The organism is Pseudomonas sp. KH_046_1 (genome assembly GCF_057839025.1).
Genome location: NZ_CM174481.1, coordinates 2,526,955 through 2,542,257, shown reverse-complemented (window position 1 = coordinate 2,542,257; position 15,303 = coordinate 2,526,955). Strand labels below are relative to the sequence as shown.

Annotated in this window: 18 protein-coding genes; 10 read left to right on the top strand and 8 right to left on the bottom strand. The window is 59.7% G+C overall.

All coding sequences use genetic code 11. The annotated features are described in order from the left end of the window. Positions 1–174: 174 nt before the first annotated feature. The 6 genes from AC3IT9_RS11825 (at position 175) to AC3IT9_RS11800 (ending at position 5,491) form a co-directional block, all read left to right on the top strand. Positions 175–576 (top strand): hypothetical protein, encoded by a 402-nt coding sequence (locus AC3IT9_RS11825; RefSeq protein WP_008050481.1) that lies wholly within the window; start codon positions 175–177, stop codon positions 574–576. Continuing rightward, positions 576–1,115 (top strand): HD domain-containing protein, encoded by a 540-nt coding sequence (locus tag AC3IT9_RS11820; RefSeq protein ID WP_489273163.1) that lies wholly within the window; start codon positions 576–578, stop codon positions 1,113–1,115. Before AC3IT9_RS11825 ends, AC3IT9_RS11820 begins: the two co-directional genes overlap by 1 nt. 203 nt (positions 1,116–1,318) lie before the next feature. Beyond that, positions 1,319–1,597 carry a DUF3303 domain-containing protein gene (locus tag AC3IT9_RS11815; RefSeq protein ID WP_057398488.1) on the top strand — a complete coding sequence of 93 codons (279 nt, stop codon included), beginning with the start codon at positions 1,319–1,321 and terminating at the stop codon, positions 1,595–1,597. Positions 1,598–1,815: 218 nt separating this feature from the next. Continuing rightward, complete coding sequence (locus AC3IT9_RS11810; RefSeq protein WP_489273162.1) at positions 1,816–3,429, top strand: arylsulfatase; 1,614 nt, start codon at positions 1,816–1,818, stop codon at positions 3,427–3,429. A 68-nt stretch (positions 3,430–3,497) separates the two neighbouring features. Beyond that, positions 3,498–4,766, top strand: coding sequence for an OmpP1/FadL family transporter (locus AC3IT9_RS11805; protein WP_489273160.1), 1,269 nt, complete (start codon positions 3,498–3,500; stop codon positions 4,764–4,766). Between the two features lie 50 nt (positions 4,767–4,816). Further along, the gene (locus tag AC3IT9_RS11800) at positions 4,817–5,491 is read left to right on the top strand and encodes a DUF3313 domain-containing protein (protein WP_150752922.1); all 675 of its coding nucleotides are present in this window, start codon (positions 4,817–4,819) and stop codon (positions 5,489–5,491) included. Positions 5,492–5,594: 103 nt separating this feature from the next. On the opposite strand, the gene AC3IT9_RS11795 is transcribed toward AC3IT9_RS11800, so the two are convergent. After that, entirely contained in the window at positions 5,595–6,344 is a 750-nt protein-coding gene (locus tag AC3IT9_RS11795; protein ID WP_489273158.1) for a DUF533 domain-containing protein, read from the bottom strand. Positions 6,345–6,600: 256 nt separating this feature from the next. Here AC3IT9_RS11795 and pcsA point away from each other — a divergent pair, with 256 nt between their 5' ends. Together pcsA and AC3IT9_RS11785 are read left to right on the top strand one after the other, a co-directional pair. Next, positions 6,601–7,323, top strand: a complete 723-nt coding sequence (pcsA, locus tag AC3IT9_RS11790; protein WP_150725270.1) for a phosphatidylcholine synthase — start codon at positions 6,601–6,603, stop codon at positions 7,321–7,323. A 2-nt stretch (positions 7,324–7,325) separates the two neighbouring features. Continuing rightward, positions 7,326–7,712, top strand: coding sequence for a DUF488 domain-containing protein (locus tag AC3IT9_RS11785; protein WP_489273506.1), 387 nt, complete (start codon positions 7,326–7,328; stop codon positions 7,710–7,712). 6 nt (positions 7,713–7,718) lie between these two features. Here the strand turns inward: AC3IT9_RS11785 and AC3IT9_RS11780 are convergent, their stop codons facing one another. The 4 genes from AC3IT9_RS11780 to AC3IT9_RS11765 all read right to left on the bottom strand — a co-directional run bounded on the left by AC3IT9_RS11780 (position 7,719) and on the right by AC3IT9_RS11765 (position 10,685). After that, entirely contained in the window at positions 7,719–7,955 is a 237-nt protein-coding gene (locus tag AC3IT9_RS11780; protein WP_489273156.1) for a hypothetical protein, read from the bottom strand. Between the two features lie 269 nt (positions 7,956–8,224). Next, on the bottom strand, positions 8,225–8,614 hold the full coding sequence (locus AC3IT9_RS11775; RefSeq protein WP_489273154.1) for a hypothetical protein: 390 nt from the start codon (positions 8,612–8,614) through the stop codon (positions 8,225–8,227). Next, positions 8,611–10,023 (bottom strand): PAAR domain-containing protein, encoded by a 1,413-nt coding sequence (locus AC3IT9_RS11770; protein WP_489273153.1) that lies wholly within the window; start codon positions 10,021–10,023, stop codon positions 8,611–8,613. Before AC3IT9_RS11770 ends, AC3IT9_RS11775 begins: the two co-directional genes overlap by 4 nt. Then, the gene (locus AC3IT9_RS11765; protein WP_489273152.1) at positions 10,020–10,685 is read right to left on the bottom strand and encodes a hypothetical protein; all 666 of its coding nucleotides are present in this window, start codon (positions 10,683–10,685) and stop codon (positions 10,020–10,022) included. Before AC3IT9_RS11765 ends, AC3IT9_RS11770 begins: the two co-directional genes overlap by 4 nt. 420 nt (positions 10,686–11,105) lie before the next feature. Here AC3IT9_RS11765 and AC3IT9_RS11760 point away from each other — a divergent pair, with 420 nt between their 5' ends. Then, positions 11,106–11,468, top strand: a complete 363-nt coding sequence (locus AC3IT9_RS11760; RefSeq protein WP_489273151.1) for a DUF6124 family protein — start codon at positions 11,106–11,108, stop codon at positions 11,466–11,468. Between the two features lie 208 nt (positions 11,469–11,676). Here AC3IT9_RS11760 and AC3IT9_RS11755 read toward each other — a convergent pair whose 3' ends face one another. Together AC3IT9_RS11755 and AC3IT9_RS11750 are read right to left on the bottom strand one after the other, a co-directional pair. Beyond that, positions 11,677–12,489: a class I SAM-dependent methyltransferase gene (locus AC3IT9_RS11755; RefSeq protein WP_489273150.1), complete on the bottom strand. Its 813-nt coding sequence runs from the start codon at positions 12,487–12,489 to the stop codon at positions 11,677–11,679. 44 nt (positions 12,490–12,533) lie between these two features. Then, positions 12,534–12,803: a DUF4242 domain-containing protein gene (locus AC3IT9_RS11750; protein WP_489273148.1), complete on the bottom strand. Its 270-nt coding sequence runs from the start codon at positions 12,801–12,803 to the stop codon at positions 12,534–12,536. Between the two features lie 177 nt (positions 12,804–12,980). Between AC3IT9_RS11750 and AC3IT9_RS11745 the strand changes: the two genes are divergently transcribed. Further along, positions 12,981–13,973, top strand: coding sequence for an AraC family transcriptional regulator (locus tag AC3IT9_RS11745; RefSeq protein ID WP_150725267.1), 993 nt, complete (start codon positions 12,981–12,983; stop codon positions 13,971–13,973). A 9-nt stretch (positions 13,974–13,982) separates the two neighbouring features. Here the strand turns inward: AC3IT9_RS11745 and AC3IT9_RS11740 are convergent, their stop codons facing one another. Next, positions 13,983–15,200 carry a cytochrome c biogenesis protein DipZ gene (locus AC3IT9_RS11740; protein ID WP_489273147.1) on the bottom strand — a complete coding sequence of 406 codons (1,218 nt, stop codon included), beginning with the start codon at positions 15,198–15,200 and terminating at the stop codon, positions 13,983–13,985. Positions 15,201–15,303 lie beyond the last annotated feature (103 nt).

Genomic DNA, 15,303 nt, shown 5'->3' with positions numbered 1-15,303 from the left:
CAGATTCACCGCAACCCCTGTGGGAGCGAGCCTGCTCGCGATAGCGTTTTTTCAGTCAACATCACTGTCGACTGACACTCCGCCATCGCGAGCAGGCTCGCTCCCACATTGCTTTGCATCCCCCCAAAAATCCCTATGGGCAAACTCGATCACAGCGCTCTATGATTGATCCCCATGACCACCACCGCTGCGATCCGCTCACCCTGCCCGCCCGGCGCCTGCGACTGCGGGCGTGACCCGTTGCTGGAAACACCGGGGGCGGACCTGCGCATTCTGTTTCTGACCCGCAACGAAGAAAAACGCCTGATCGAACGCCTGGAGAACCTGCAGAGCCTGAGCGATCTGGAACACCTGCAGCGGCGCATGCTCGAACAGTTGGGCATCCGCGTAGACATCGCCCCCGGTTTCAACGAAGTGCGCACCATGCGCGGCATCGGCATCCAGATTGGCGAACTGCCGGGGCTGTGCCGAAAGACCCGCGCCAATATCCCCGCCGCCATTCGCCGTGCCATGGAAAAGCGCCCGGAGATTGCCTACGAGCTGCTCAATGCCAACGACCTGTTGCGTGACGCCTGATGAAACCCATTCTCGAATTCCCCATCACCGACGAGATTCTCACCTCGTTCGCCCTGGCCATCGGTGCCGACCTGCAGGGCTACCGCAACCACATTTACCGGGTGCTGAATTTCCATGGCGCCCTGTGCGGTGCCGAAGGCCTGCCCTCGGAGGCCGTTCAAATCGCGGCGGCGTTTCATGACCTGGGTATCTGGACCGATGACACGCTCGACTACCTGCCGCCGTCCATTGCCCTGGTCACCGAATACCTCGACAACCAGCAACGACCGGAACTGAAGGATGAAGTCAGCGCGTTGATACTTGAGCATCACAAGCTGCGCAGGTATCGCGGCGCCTACGCCGACAGCGTCGAACCTTTCCGCCAGGCCGATCTGGTGGATGTGTCCCTGGGTCTGGTGCGTTTCGGTTTGCCCCGCAGCTTCATCAAAACCGTGCAGGCGACCTTTCCCGATCACGGTTTCCACTCGATGCTGATGAAGCTTTCAGCCCGCCAATTGCTCCGCTCGCCACTGCGCCCGCTGCCCATGTTGCGCTGGTGAAACAGGCGTCTGTTACCCCCTCGAAAATGCACCGGAACAGGATCGGCGGTCATACATGAATCGCGGGGCACTGCTATGCCTTCCTTGGGAGATTTTGCCGCAAGCCAGCGAGGACGGAACTGGAAATCCAAGCGTGACCACGGCCCCGGCGCCAGCCAGGTGCGCGCAAACAACAGGTGCCAGTGCACAACAGGAGATGGCCGATGTTATTCATCGTCAGTTGGACAATCAGCCCGGACAACCGTGATGCCGCAATCGCACGTTTTCTCAAGACCGGTGGCGCACCGCCCGCAGGCGTCACCATGCACGGGCGCTGGCACGCTGTAGGGAGCTCGGCCGGCTTCGGCATTGCCGAGGCGAGTGATTTGGTGCCGATTCAGAAATGGGTGCTGGAGTGGAACGACCTGATGAGCATGGACGTGCATGCCGCTTTGACCGATGAGCAAATCGCACCATTGCTGGCCGCCACTGCCGACCGGTAATGACGAAGGGGGCGGCGGGTATCGCTCGCCGCCCGACTTGAGCGGCTGCTTCGCCGGAAGGCCAATTCGATGCAACGCCCCTGCAACACTTATTTTCTGACTACTCATTACTGGATATTTCGCAATTCAAACCTACGCTCATCGCGGGGGGATAACACATTTCAGCGGCGGTTGGGGGCTCGTCTCAATGTACTCACGCTAGTACACAGGAACTCGACATGAACCGGAAAACCTTATCCTCGATGTTTGCTGTCCCCCTGTTGCTATCTGCCATGGCGCTTCCTGGCCTGACCCTGGCCGCTGACAAGTCCCCCAACATCCTGGTGATCATGGGCGACGATATCGGCTGGTCGAATATCGGCGTCTACAACCAAGGCATGATGGCTGGCAGAACCCCCAACCTCGACCAACTGGCGAATGAAGGCATGCGTTTCACCGACTATTACGCCGAAGCCAGTTGCACCGCCGGACGCGCCAATTTCATCACCGGCGAACTGCCGATTCGCACGGGCATGACCACCGTCGGCCAGGCCGGCTCGCCCGTAGGCATTCCCGCCGAAGCCGTCACCATCGCGACCGCACTCAAGGCCATGGGTTATGCCACCGGCCAGTTTGGCAAGAACCACTTGGGCGACCTCAACCAGTTCCTGCCCACCGTCCATGGTTTCGATGAATTCTTCGGCTACCTCTATCACCTCGACGCCATGGAAGATCCGGCACACCCCAATTATCCGCAGGAACTGCTCGCGACCGTGGGCCCACGCAACATGGTCCACAGCTGGGCCTCCTCCACCGATGACACGACCGTGATGCCGCGCTGGGGCAAGGTGGGCAAGCAGAAAATCGAAGACGCCGGCACGCTCTATCCGGAGCGAATGAAAACCGTCGACGATGAAATTCGCGACAAGGCCTTCTCGTTCATCGACAAGGCCAAGCAGGACAACAAACCGTTCTTCGTCTGGCTCAACCCGACCCGCATGCACATCGTCACGCACCTGTCCGACAAGTACCAGGCCATGCGCAACTCGCAGAATGGCTGGTCGGAACAGGAAGCCGGCATGGCGCAGCTCGATGACATCGTCGGCGATGTCCTGGCGAAGCTGAAGAAAGACGGCATGGACGACAACACCATCGTCATTTTCACCACCGACAATGGAGCGGAAAACTTCACCTGGCCCGATGGCGGCACGACGCCGTTCGCCATGGGCAAGGGCACGGTCATGGAAGGTGGCTTCCGGGTGCCGGCGATCATTCGCTGGCCGGGCAAAGTGCCGGCCAACCAGGTCGCCAACGGCATCATGTCCGGTATGGACTGGTTCCCGACCCTGGTCGCTGCCGCGGGCAACCCGAACATCACCGCCGAACTGCTCAAAGGCAAACAATTGGGCGACACCACCTACAAAGTTCATCTGGACGGCTATGATCAAACTCCAATGATCACCGGAAAAGGTCCGTCGAACCGGCATGAAATCTTCTACTTTGGAGAGAGCTCCTTGGGTGCAGTGCGCATAGACGACTACAAATATCGCTTCATTGACCAACCGGGGGGCTGGATGGGGGCTAAAGTTGCTGTGGACGTTCCGATCCTGACCAATCTTCGACTCGACCCGTTCGAGCGCATGGGCTGGCCGGAAAACCAGGCCGCGCAGGGTTCGCAACAGTACTTCGACTGGTTCAAGTTCCAGTTCTGGCGTTTCGTGTTCGTCCAGCAACAGGTGGCCAAACTGGCGGAAACGGCGATCGAGTTCCCGCCGATGCAAAAAGGCGCGAGCTTCAACCTCGACTCGGTTAAAGCCAAGATCGCCGCGGCTCGGGCAGAGATGGCCAAGTAACAGCCGAATCCACGGGTGGCTGATGCAGTCCACCCGTATTCGAAATGGACAATTGCCGAGGGATTTCAATGCCAATAAAAACAGCTGCCCTGCCCACCTCCGCGCTACTTGCCCTGTGCTGCCAGCAAGCCTGGGCCGGTGGCATCATGCTCTATGAAATCGGCACCGATAACGCCGGCCTGGCCAACGCCGGTGCCGCCGCCCGTGCCCAAGGCCCCTCGACCATCGCCAGCAACCCCGCGGGCATGAGTTACCTGCCGGGCACGCAAATCACCGCCGGCTTGCAGGTTCTGTATGGCGACCTGAGCTTCGACCGCGACTCCGGCACCAACACCCCGGGCAGCGGCAGTGGCAACGCCCTCGATCCGATTCCCGGTGGCAGCTTCTTCATCAGTCATGAACTGGACGAGCACTGGAGCGTCGGTTTCGGCCAGTACGGTGACTTCGGCCTGGCGCTCAATTACGACAACGACTGGTCTGGCCGCTACTTCGTGCAGAACGACAGCCTGCTCGGCTTGTCGCTGGTGCCCAGTGTGGCGTATCGCTTCAACGAGCAGTGGTCGGTCGGGCTTGGCATCAAGGCCATGTACGGCATGTTGAAGGCGGACACCGCCATCGACCGCTCCCCTTTCGGCTTCACTGACCGCTCAGACGGCCAATTCAAATACAGGGACAACGACTGGGGCTTTGGCGCCAACGTCGGCGTGATCTACGCCCCGCAACCCGGCACGCGCATCGGCCTGACCTACACCAGCCAGGTCGACCTGGACTTCGAAGACAAGCTCGACGTCAAGGGCGATGGTCGGCTACTCGAACGAGTCAACAACACCAACACCGAACTCGACACGAAGGTGCCGCAAACCGTCACCCTGAGCCTGTTCCAGCAACTGGACCGGCAATGGGCACTGCTGGCCACGGCCAACTGGCAGGACTGGTCGGAGTTCGGCGACATCGGCGTAGAGGTCGACACCACCGCGTTTGGAGCGCAATCGAAAACGATCGACGCTGGTTTCAAGGACACCTGGCACCTCTCCCTTGGCGCGCAATACCAGGCGACCGAGCAGTGGCTGTGGAACTTCGGCGTGGCCTACGACAGCAGTGCCGTCTCGGACAGCAACCGTAGCGTGATCCTGCCGATGAACGAATCCTGGCGTATTGCCACAGGAGCCACTTATGCTCTGAACAAGGACACCGATGTCAACGTCAGTTGGGCCATGGTCTGGCTCGGCGACATGCCGGTTGAGCAGACCAAATCCGTATCGGGCAATCGAGTATCCGGTCAATTCGACAATGCCTGGATTCAAGCCTTGAGCGGGAACATGACCTGGCGATTTTGATGTCTTGTAAACAAAAGAACGAAGATTTCTTCCAAGGAGTAAACACCACTATGAATCTGTCCCGAAAACTGCTCGTCGGCGCCACGCTGGCCAGTCTGCTGCTAGGCGGCTGCACCTCGAAAGTGACGGAGAAGGAGCAATACTCAGGCTTCCTGTCCAACTACAACAACCTGCAGGAAGTGGAAACGCCGAGCGGCGGTACCGCGATGCGTTGGGTCAGCCCTTCGTGGAACCCCAATGCCTATGACACCGTGGTGTTCAACAAACTGGAGCTCTACCCAGCGCCAAAACCCGATGAGCGAGTCAACCAGCAGACCCTGACCGACATTCAGAACTACATGACCAGCAAGGCCAAGGCCTCCCTGGGTCAGAAGTATCGCGTAGTACCCACTTCCTCATCCGCTCCGGCGGGTTCCCGCCCTCTGATCATGCGTGCGGCGATCACCGGGGTGAACGCCGAGAACGAAGGCATGAAGTGGTATGAAGTGGTTCCCATCGCGGCCGTAGTCGGGGCAACTCAAGCTGCCACCGGTCACCGTGACCAGGACACCACCCTGTTCATCGAAGCCGAGTTCGTTGACGCCAAGAGCAACCAGACCGTGGCCAAAGTGGTGCGCAAGGTGTTCGGCACCGAACTGAAAAACGAAAGCCAGCAGATTACCGCCAAGGACTTCAAGGCGGCGATCGACAAACTGGGTACCGACTTCCAAGCGTTCCTCAAGTAACACACTCCATGTGGCGAGGGAACTTGCTCCCTCGCCACATGGAGTTCCTTCCTGACTCTTGCGGTCACTCCTTCATCACCACGTTTCTGTTGCCCAGGGCGATTTAGGCCGCACCGCCCTTGGCCTGCTGCTCCAGATGCACTTGCAATTGCGGGGCGATCTGCAACGCTGCGGCCAGTTCATCCAGATAATTGCGCTCGGCGTCCTGCTGGTCGTCCACCAGCATCACGCTGGCCAGGTACATCTCCAAGGCCATGGCTGGGTCAGTGGCCGACTGCGCGACGTCATTGGCGTCCAGTGGCTTGGCGACCTCGTCGTCCAGCCATTGCTGCAATTGCTGCAATTGCTGCAATTGCGGATCGTCGGTGTGACGGCCGATTTCAGTGCTGATCATCTGCTTCTCGGCGACATCGATGCGGCCATCGGCCTTGGCCGCGGCAATCAATGCCCGCAGGATCGCATGGCTGTGCTCCTCGGCCTCCGGGCCGGCCAGCAAGTCCACAGTCCGTGGCGCTTCTTGCGGTGCCGACGCCTGACTGCGTTGCCAGGCCTGGTACGCCTGGAACGCCATCATGCCCAGGGACGCCAGCGCCGCATAATTGGTGCCGCCAGCGGAACGACTTTGCGGTGCACCGCCCATCGGCGAACCGCCGCCAAGCAAACCACCGAGCAAACCGCCCAACCCTGCGCCACCGCCGCCAGCACTTGCACCAGCACCACCGCCCAACAAGCCGCCGAGCAATCCACCCAGGTCGCCGAGCCCGCCCTGAGCCGACGCGCCACCGACACCCTGTTGCGCCATCGAACCCTGGCCGGCACGCAGTAATTGTTCGAGCAGATCGCTGGTGTTCATGACGGTTGTCCTCTTGAAGGGGGTTTATCCAGTCAGGCAACGATAGCCCCCGCAGGCGAATGTGCCAGCACCGTTGGGCTGACCCGCCCGCGCTACCGCGGATTGCTCCGGGGTATTTTTTGTGGGCCAGCTAAGATTCATAGGTGGTGAACCTTATTCCCGGATACCCGGTCGATACCTGCAACCCGACCCGGTTTGCCACCGCTCCGTACGCGGGGTGACAACTGGCTTGCTTCATTCACTGGAGAACGCCCCCGTGATTTCAACCCTGTACATCGCCAGGCTCAAAGCATGGGGCGCCCATGGCTTTACCGCCACTGGCGTGGTCACCGCTTTCCTCGCCACCCTCTCCCTGCTGGATAACCAGCCGACCCATTGCCTGCTGTGGCTGGGTGTCGCCCTGATCGTCGACGGACTGGACGGTGCGCTGGCACGCAAGGTCAACGTGCAGTCGGTGTTGCCGAGCTTCGATGGCTCGATCCTCGACCTGGTGATCGACTACCTGACGTACGTGTTTATCCCGGCACTGTTCATCTATCGCTACATCCCGTTGCCGGACTACACCTTGCTGCTGAGCGTGTCGCTGATTCTGGTGTCGTCGCTGTTCTGCTTCTGCAACGTCAACATGAAGAGCACAGACAACTACTTCCAGGGTTTCCCCGCCGCCTGGAACGTGGTCGCCCTGTGCCTGTACATCATCGCCCCGTCGCCGTGGATCACCTTCGTCACGGTAATCGGCCTGGCGCTGCTGACCGTGTCCCGGATGAAATTCCTGCACCCGTTTCGCGTACGCCGGTTCATGCCGATCAATATTGCGGTGACGGCCATCTGGTTGCTGTGCAGCTTGTCGCTGGTGCTCAACCATCCGCTGATCAATCCGTTGGTGATGGGGCTGTGGCTGCTGATGTCGGCGTACTTCCTGGGCATCTGCTTGTGGCGCACGGCGCTGGAGTGGCTCGACGAATCGAGGCTCAAGTAGCCATGGTGGTGCATATCGTTCAACTCGGATCACCCCGTCGACCTGACGAAGGCTTGCGCCTGGGCACGGTACGCCGCCCTCCCCGTGGCGTACCGAAAGCCGAATTCGCCCGTCGGGACTTTTATGATGTCTGGCAGCCGCTGCTGTCGCCCAGTGCGCAGTTGGTGGCCGAGGCCAAGGCTGCGCAAGATGCCAAGGCCTGGGAGGTGTTCCGGCGCAAGTTCAAGGCCGAGATGAGCCAGCCCGCTGCCAGTCAGTTGCTGGATCTGCTGGCCGCGTTGTCCCATCAGACGTCCCTGGCCGTGGGCTGTTATTGCGAGGATGAAGCGCATTGTCATCGGTCGGTGTTGCGCGAGTTGCTGGAGGCGCGCGGTGCGAAGGTTGTTTAGCTGGCATTAACACTGGCCCTTTGTAGGAGCGAGCCTGCTCGCGAAGGCGTTGGAACAGGCCCAAACAAAAACGGCACCTTTCGGTGCCGTTTTTGCGTTTGGTGCTTCAATGGCTTCCATCATGGCGTCCAGATGGCGGCGACTCAGGTATAAGCAGTAAGCGATGTTCACAGCGCCCAGCATAATTGGACCGCCAGCAACAATAATTGCAATCCACGGAGACCAAGTGTCGATGCTGGTCATGGCTGTTTTACTTCAAATATTTTCTCGCCTATTAATTCGCCCCCCATGCTACCTGCTTCTGTCCCCACCGCAGATAACACCACCTATTCCCGTGGTAACCCCAAGTGCAAGGCAAATAGTGCCACTAATCAAAGGACCGACTAGTCGCATTTACAGGAATGGCATAACCCGGAATCTGCCCCGGCGCACCAGCTTTGTCCCAGCGGTGCACCAGGCTACGACTGGAAATGCCAAGGGCGGTCTTCAGCGTGAGGCGATCACCCCAAAAATCACTCCAACGTCATCAACCCATATGCAATCAATCCCCAAAAAGCAATGCCAACCAGCATCACTGCTTTGATTTTCAAAAGACGCTTTAGATGAGGCGGGAAGTTTTTAATATCCTCCGGGTCCAACTCACCAATGCGGATTGACGCCCTTGGCATGGTCACCATCCCGGCGATTTTTGCTATCAGCAAGAGGCGCCCAAACCACCCCTGCTTCCGCAAACCTGCTCCCCATATGTAGATATAACGACTGTTCTTCAAGGCTTCCATCATGGCGTCAAGATGATGCCGGCTGAGGTACAGACTGAATGCAGTACTCGCAATTGCCAGCAAAATCGGACCGGCTAGAAACCAGAAAGCTAGCCAGGACTTCCAAAAATCCTCTCCCATCATGGCTGGGATTTTTCATATAAGATTTCACCCATTAACTCACCGCCGTCACCCATGTAAGTCGTACCCACCAATGATCCAACACCTATCAAGGTCGCGGTGCAGACAATTCCCCCAATTCCTGTAGAGATTCCAAGCGCCAGACAGATAGGTCCACTGACATATCTACCTATCTCTGCACCCGCAACGCCACCAAAGGTGGACCCAACAAACTTTCCTCCCTCCGTAAACTTGACCTTCTCACAAGCAGCTCCAGAATCACCAACACAGACCTCCTGAACAGCCAGCAGAGAAGAGACACCGCCAATCCCAATGCCGATGTAACCACCGGTGCTCATGTACTTGGCCGCCCGACTGGTCGCATTCACATGAGTCGCATAACCCGGTATCTGCCCCGGCGCCCCAGCCTTGTCCCAATGGTGCACCAGGCTTCGACTGGAAATGCCAAGGGCGGACTTCAACTTGGGGTGATCGCCCAAGGTGGTCTGGCCACGCAGGCGAGTGGAGTTCAGCAAGTGGGCGTCCAGCTGGGCGAGCAGCCGCTGGCGTTCGGCGAAGAACTGCGGCGATCGCAGGTGGCCATGCTGACGATAGCTGTCCTGATGCAGGCGTTCCATGGCTTGCAGGGTGTCGCGCAGTCGGGTCAGGTGTTTTTCCATCACCACCGCGCCCACGCCAAGCCAAGTCGAGGATTGCCCGGTAAAACTGGCGATTTCAGCCGCGTGGCGGAACATGAATTCGGCTTCTTCCGGTGTCAGGGGATCGAGTGCCAACTTGACCTGCTGCGCGGCCTGCATCAGCTGCGCTTCCTGGTAGGTACAGGTGGTATTGTTCGGGTCGCTCAGCACGATCAACGAGCCGGCTTTGATGTTGTCTGATGCTGGGTTGAGTGCCCGAAACTTGCGCATCACGACGGCATCGGGCGTGGCGAACAGCGTGGCCTCCAAGGCTTCGCGGGTCATGCTTTTGGGCACCACATAGAATCCCGGTTCTTGAGGTTCCGCGCGAGCGAATATCGCAGGCGCTGGAGGGTTCGAAGGGGCGAAACCAGGCTGACGTGGTGCTGCCGGTTGACTGGTGGCAGCACTGGAAACGGGTTGCACAACGCTCCTGCCCGTTCGCGGTGCAGAATTAGCGCTGCGATAGGTCGCCGTGACCACAGAAGGGATCAGCCGGGCTTTACAGGGGCAATCGCTGTGGCTGTCCAGCGTGCCCGCCACGGCTTTGCCATGACTGATCATGTAGGAAATGCCACCCACGATCTTATAGGTCTTGCCGTCCTTGCCACAGGTGACCCGATCACCTTCGCGGGCATGGGCGATGCCGTACATCATGACTCCGGTATGGCCATCCAGGACTTTGCCGCCGCAGGTGGTCTTGTCATGCAGGCCAATGAAATATCCTTCGTTCATTGATGTTCTTCCTCCTTGATGGAAGGCAGAAAGTCTTCGGCCATCGGCACACCTTCACGCCCCACCAACAAACAACCACCTTGTAAGGTGTTGATGATCTCGTCGCCATTGCAGAGGCGGCTGCCGACCAGCGCCACATCGCTATTTTCTTGTCCCGCGCCCGTCACGATCTGCGCCGTACGCCCATCGGCGTACACGACGTAGTCGCCTTTCTGTGCCGCACGTACTTTCTGGCCGCTCTCTAATGTGAACTCCAAGGGAGCAACTCCCTGCTTGATCACCCCGCCATTGCGGGTTTGACTGCCCTCGGTTGCGATTCGGTAAATGGCGTGAGCGGGATGAGCTTCCATATATGCCTGCCCTTGGCGAACAACTGCCAGAGCTTCGTCGCAAAAGTGCGCAAGTCGGTCTTCAGTGAAATGGGGGGCGTCAAGACTGCAGAGAAATTCAGCGGAGACTTCGTTGGTATACAAGGGGTGCACAGGTGCATTCATTTGCAACGTCCTTATCGTCATCGGTTTGAGTTGCCTTTCCTTCTCATCTCGGCAGAAGCGCTGAGCAGAGAGAATATTGGGCGACGATGAATAAGACGGTGGAGCGCGTGCTGAAAGCAATCCAATGGCATAGCCAAATGAACGAATAGGAATTTTCGCAATAACCAACAACCCATTTCCTACAGCGGTAGTTCTAAAAGTTAATTTTTCGCGCAGTGGAAGCCCACTCAAAGAAATTTAAACGCGCCTGTTTAATCGCTTGGGAAATTACTTCCTGAAAGCTACACCACCTTGCGCCATTGCCTACCGGTGCGACAGAATCCGCCGGCTTGTGCGTCGTGGGCTTGGGTTCTATCGTTTGCCGGTCATTGAAAAATCAGTGATCGGGCTTGGTAGGCCCGTAGCATCGACGCATAGCGTCACCTTTACTGCCCAGTGTCTGGGCGGTGTTTTTATGGTGACCATGCGCAGGGCTCCTTCTGGGGCGCCGGTTCCGATGCCCGGTCTACCAACCTTCGTATGGTCGCCACCCTTCGTTTGGTAGCGAGGCGGTGATGGCTCCTTTTAAATAGCGTCGGAGTTCCATCTATGTTCAAGGTCACACCCAATCCGCCGGAGACCGATCCGCCATTCCCGTACGAAAACGCCGATTCAAAAAAATCTCACGTAGACGCCGAGCAGACCCTCGACTATCACCTGAAGCCAGACGTCCCCATCATGGACATTCCGCGCTCAGTCGGCAGGATGTTCTTCGTCAACCCAGAGCTCGATGCAGAAACCCTGCTGGCCCATGCATGCGAATCACTGGCTTCGGCCAATGTCATGACCATGGATTTGGCGGATCATATGGAAGGCCCCAGGCGCAACTCCCTGCTCGGCATTGCGCAAGTCATCATGCTGGGCGAGCTGGCGGTGAATCGCGCGCTGGACCAACTTGACCCACATGAGTAACCGCCGCTGCCTTTGACCGAGTCGCTTGACCTGATTTTCTGATCTCCGTTTACAGGAACAGGCACGAACAAAAACGGCACCTTCGGGCGCCGTTTTTGCGTGTAGGAACGAGCTTGCTCGCGAAAGCGGTGAATCAGTCACAGCAACTGCGACTGGACGACCATCGCGAGCAAGCTCGCTCCTACAGGGGGTTTTGCATTGTTATCGCTTAACGCCGCGTGATCACCACCTCCAGATATTCACTCGGCACCACCAGCGACTTGTTGCCCGCCCGGTTCATCCGGTTGATCAGCTCGGTCAAGTCTCTCTCCAGTGCCTTGGCCCCGTCCTCGGGCAGCGCGGCGAAGGCCTTGTGCACCGGTCCGTACCACTCGCGGAAGGTGTCGATGAAATGCGCCGCCGAGCGATAACGGAAATTGAACGTGCGGCGCGTCACCTGGAGCAGGAATTCACGCTCGTCAAAATGCTCGTGCAGCCAGGCTTCGGTGCCCCAGCGTGAGGGTGGATTCGCACCTGGAGGGGGTGGCAGGTGCTGGCCCAGGGTCTTGAACATCTGGCCGACGAAGCCTTCCGGCGTCCAGTTGGCCAGGCCGATCCGCCCGCCCGGGCGACAAACCCGCGCCAGTTCCGCGGCGGCCTTGGGCTGGTCCGGGGTGAACATCACGCCGAAGGTCGACAGCACGGCATCAAAACTGCCGTCGGCAAAGGGCAAGGCTTCGGCATCGGCGACCTGGAAGGAGACGTTCAGGCGTTCTGCCCGGGCCCGTTCTTCGCCGCGTTCGAGCAAGGCGGCGACATAGTCGGTGGACGTCACCTGGCAGCCACGGCGCGCAGCGGCGAGGGTCGCATTGCCGTTGCCGGCGGCAACGTCGAGCACGCGTTCATCGCACAACAGGTCGCAGGCTTCGGCCAGTTGCTCGCCGACGATCTGCAGGGTGGTGCCGATCACGGCGTAGTCACCGCTGGCCCAGGAGGCCATCTGGCGGTTTTTCAAGGCAGTCAGATCAATGGGTGTACTCATGGAGATAGTCTCTGGGTTGAAACACGAATCGGGCCTGGCGACATTCACTCCGCCGTTGTCGGATCGATGATGTTCATCACCTGGGAAATGCGATTGGCGGGAAACCCGCTCACCCGGGCGTGCTCCCTGATCTGCTCTTCGTTTGGCGAGATGTACACGCAGTAGAGCTTGTCACCGGTGACATAGCTCTGCAGCCACTGCACCTCTGGCAAATCACGCAACGCCCGGCAGGACTTTTGCGAAGCGGCTTTCAAATCCCTTTCCGACAGACCTCCGGCGCCCTGGATCTCACGTTCGATGACGAACTTAGGCATGGCAACCTCTCTTTATTGTTGTGGATGGCAGGGCGGCACTCACCCTGTGATCAAACTATCGTCCTGACGGGCGCTGGCGTCCTGTCCGATCGTCGCCCAACCCTGCCCGATCGTCCGGAGATTCCACGTTGCGCGCAGGCGCGTTCACAATCAGGAACCTCCCACGGGGAAACCCCAATGGACGCTCTGTCACAGACCCTGCGCGTCGTGCACCTGGTTGGCGCGATCTTTATCAACGCCCGGTTCACCGCACCCTGGTGCTACCAGTCGCCCAGCGCCGACACCGCCGCGCCGTTTCTGGAGCCCGATGCGGAACGGGTAGTGATCTTTCACCTGATCACCGAAGGCGAGTGCTACGTCGAACTGGGCGATGACCCGCCGCTGCTGCTGAGTGCGGGTGACGTGGTGATCTTCCCCCAGGGCGATGCCCATCGCATGTGCTCACATCCCGGATTGCCCCCGGCCACGGGTGCGCGACTGGATGCGGTGCTGGCGCGCCGCCCCCGGCAATTAAGCTATGGCGGGGGTGGCGCGGTCACCCGATTGGTATGCGGTTACCTGGCGTGCGACACGCGCCTGGCGGGCATGTTGCTCAAGGGCTTGCCGGCGGTGGTGCGGGTTAATGTGCGCGGTTCGGATGCCGGTATCTGGCTGGAGTCCTCCGTGCGCTATGCCCTCGCCGAAGCCCGCTCGCCCCGCCCTGGCGGCGAAGGGGTATTGGCCAAACTGGCCGAAGTGCTGTTCATCGAAGTATTGCGCCTGTACATGAACGAACAGGGCGAAGGCCGCACCGGCTGGCTGGCCGGTGTGCGCGACCGCATCGTCGGCGCCGCCCTCAACGCCTTGCACAAAAAACCCTGCCACGCCTGGACGCTGGAGGAACTGGCGCGCACCGCCAGCACCTCAAGATCGGTGTTGGCCGAACGCTTCCAGCAACTGGTAGGGGTGTCGCCGATGCAGTACCTGACGCAATGGCGCATGTTGCTCGCCGCCAACCTGTTACGCAGCAGCAACAGCTCATTGACGCGCATCGCCGAAGAAGTGGGATACCAGACCGATACCGCCTTCAGCCGCGCCTTCCGTCGCGAGTACGGTGCGCCACCGGCGGCGTGGCGGCGCGGTCAGGAGAAAAAAACCATGGCTCACGAGGCAAGCCCCGTGAGCCATTGATCGAGCGGACTAAGCCGCTGGCGCGCTGGCCTTGGCCTCCTCCAGCAACTGCTGAATCATCTTCTCCTGCGTGTCGTAGCTGCCTTCACCGAAGTGGGTGTAACGCACCTGGCCCTTGGCATCGATCAGGTAGTGCGCCGGCCAGTACTGGTTGTCGAAGTTGCGCCAGATCGCGTAGTTGTTGTCGATCGCCACCGGGTAGGTGATGCCGTATTCCTTCACCTTGGCCTTGACGTTGTCGATGATGCGTTCAAAGCCGTATTCGGGCGTGTGCACGCCGATCACCACCAGTCCGTCCTTTTCATACTTCTTCGCCCAGTCCTTCACGTACGGCAGGGTGTGCTTGCAGTTGATGCAGTCGAAGGTCCAGAAGTCCACCAGCACCACTTTGCCTTTCAGGGCTTCGTTGGTCAGTGCCGGTGAGTTGAGCCATTCCACCGCGCCGGACAGCGACGGCATGGCGCCCTGGGTATCGCCCATGGTGCTGTCAGCCTTGACCTTGCTGACCAGGTAATCGACGACTTTCGGCACGGTTTCCAGCACGCCTTTTTCGACACTGCTGACACCTTCCGAGGAGGTGTTGGCCAGCAACAGGTCATTGGCCCCCGTTGCAATCGCCGCCGCACCGGCGAGCACCGTAACCCCGGCGCCACGGCGCAACCAGCCGGTAACCGGAATCGACGGTTTCAAGCGATTGACCAGACCACGCCCGGCAAAGATCAAGGTGCCCAGGGACAGCGCACTGCCCGCGCCATAGGCCACCAGCAACAGACTGGTGCCGGCGTTCGCGCCTTGCAGCATGGCGCTGGTGAGAATCACCCCGAGGATCGGCCCCGCGCAGGGTGCCCAGAGCAGCCCGGTGGCGACACCGATCATGATCGACGCCAGCGGCCCGGACCTCTTGCGCGAGTTCGGGTCGATGCGATTGCCCAGCAACACGAAAGGGCGCGCCAACCAGTCGCCGACCCGGGCGGAAATCAGCGACAGGGCGAACAGCACCATCACCACCAGCGCTACGTGGCGGCCGGTGTTGCTGGCCTGGATCACCCACTCGCTGCTGACCACGGCCAGGCTGGAGACCAGGGCGAAGGTCAGGACCATGCCGCCAAGGGTCAGCAGGATCGAGGAGCGTGTACGGTCGGCCCCGGCAAACAGGAAGGGCACTACCGGCAGGATGCACGGGCTGAGGACGGTCAATATGCCGCCCAGGAAAGCGATGAGTAACATGGGATCACCTGATAAACATTAGAGGGCGACACATTGGCCAATGTGGGAGCGGGCTTGCTCGCGAAAGCGATTGTTCAGTCAACGATGTGTCATCTGACCCGAC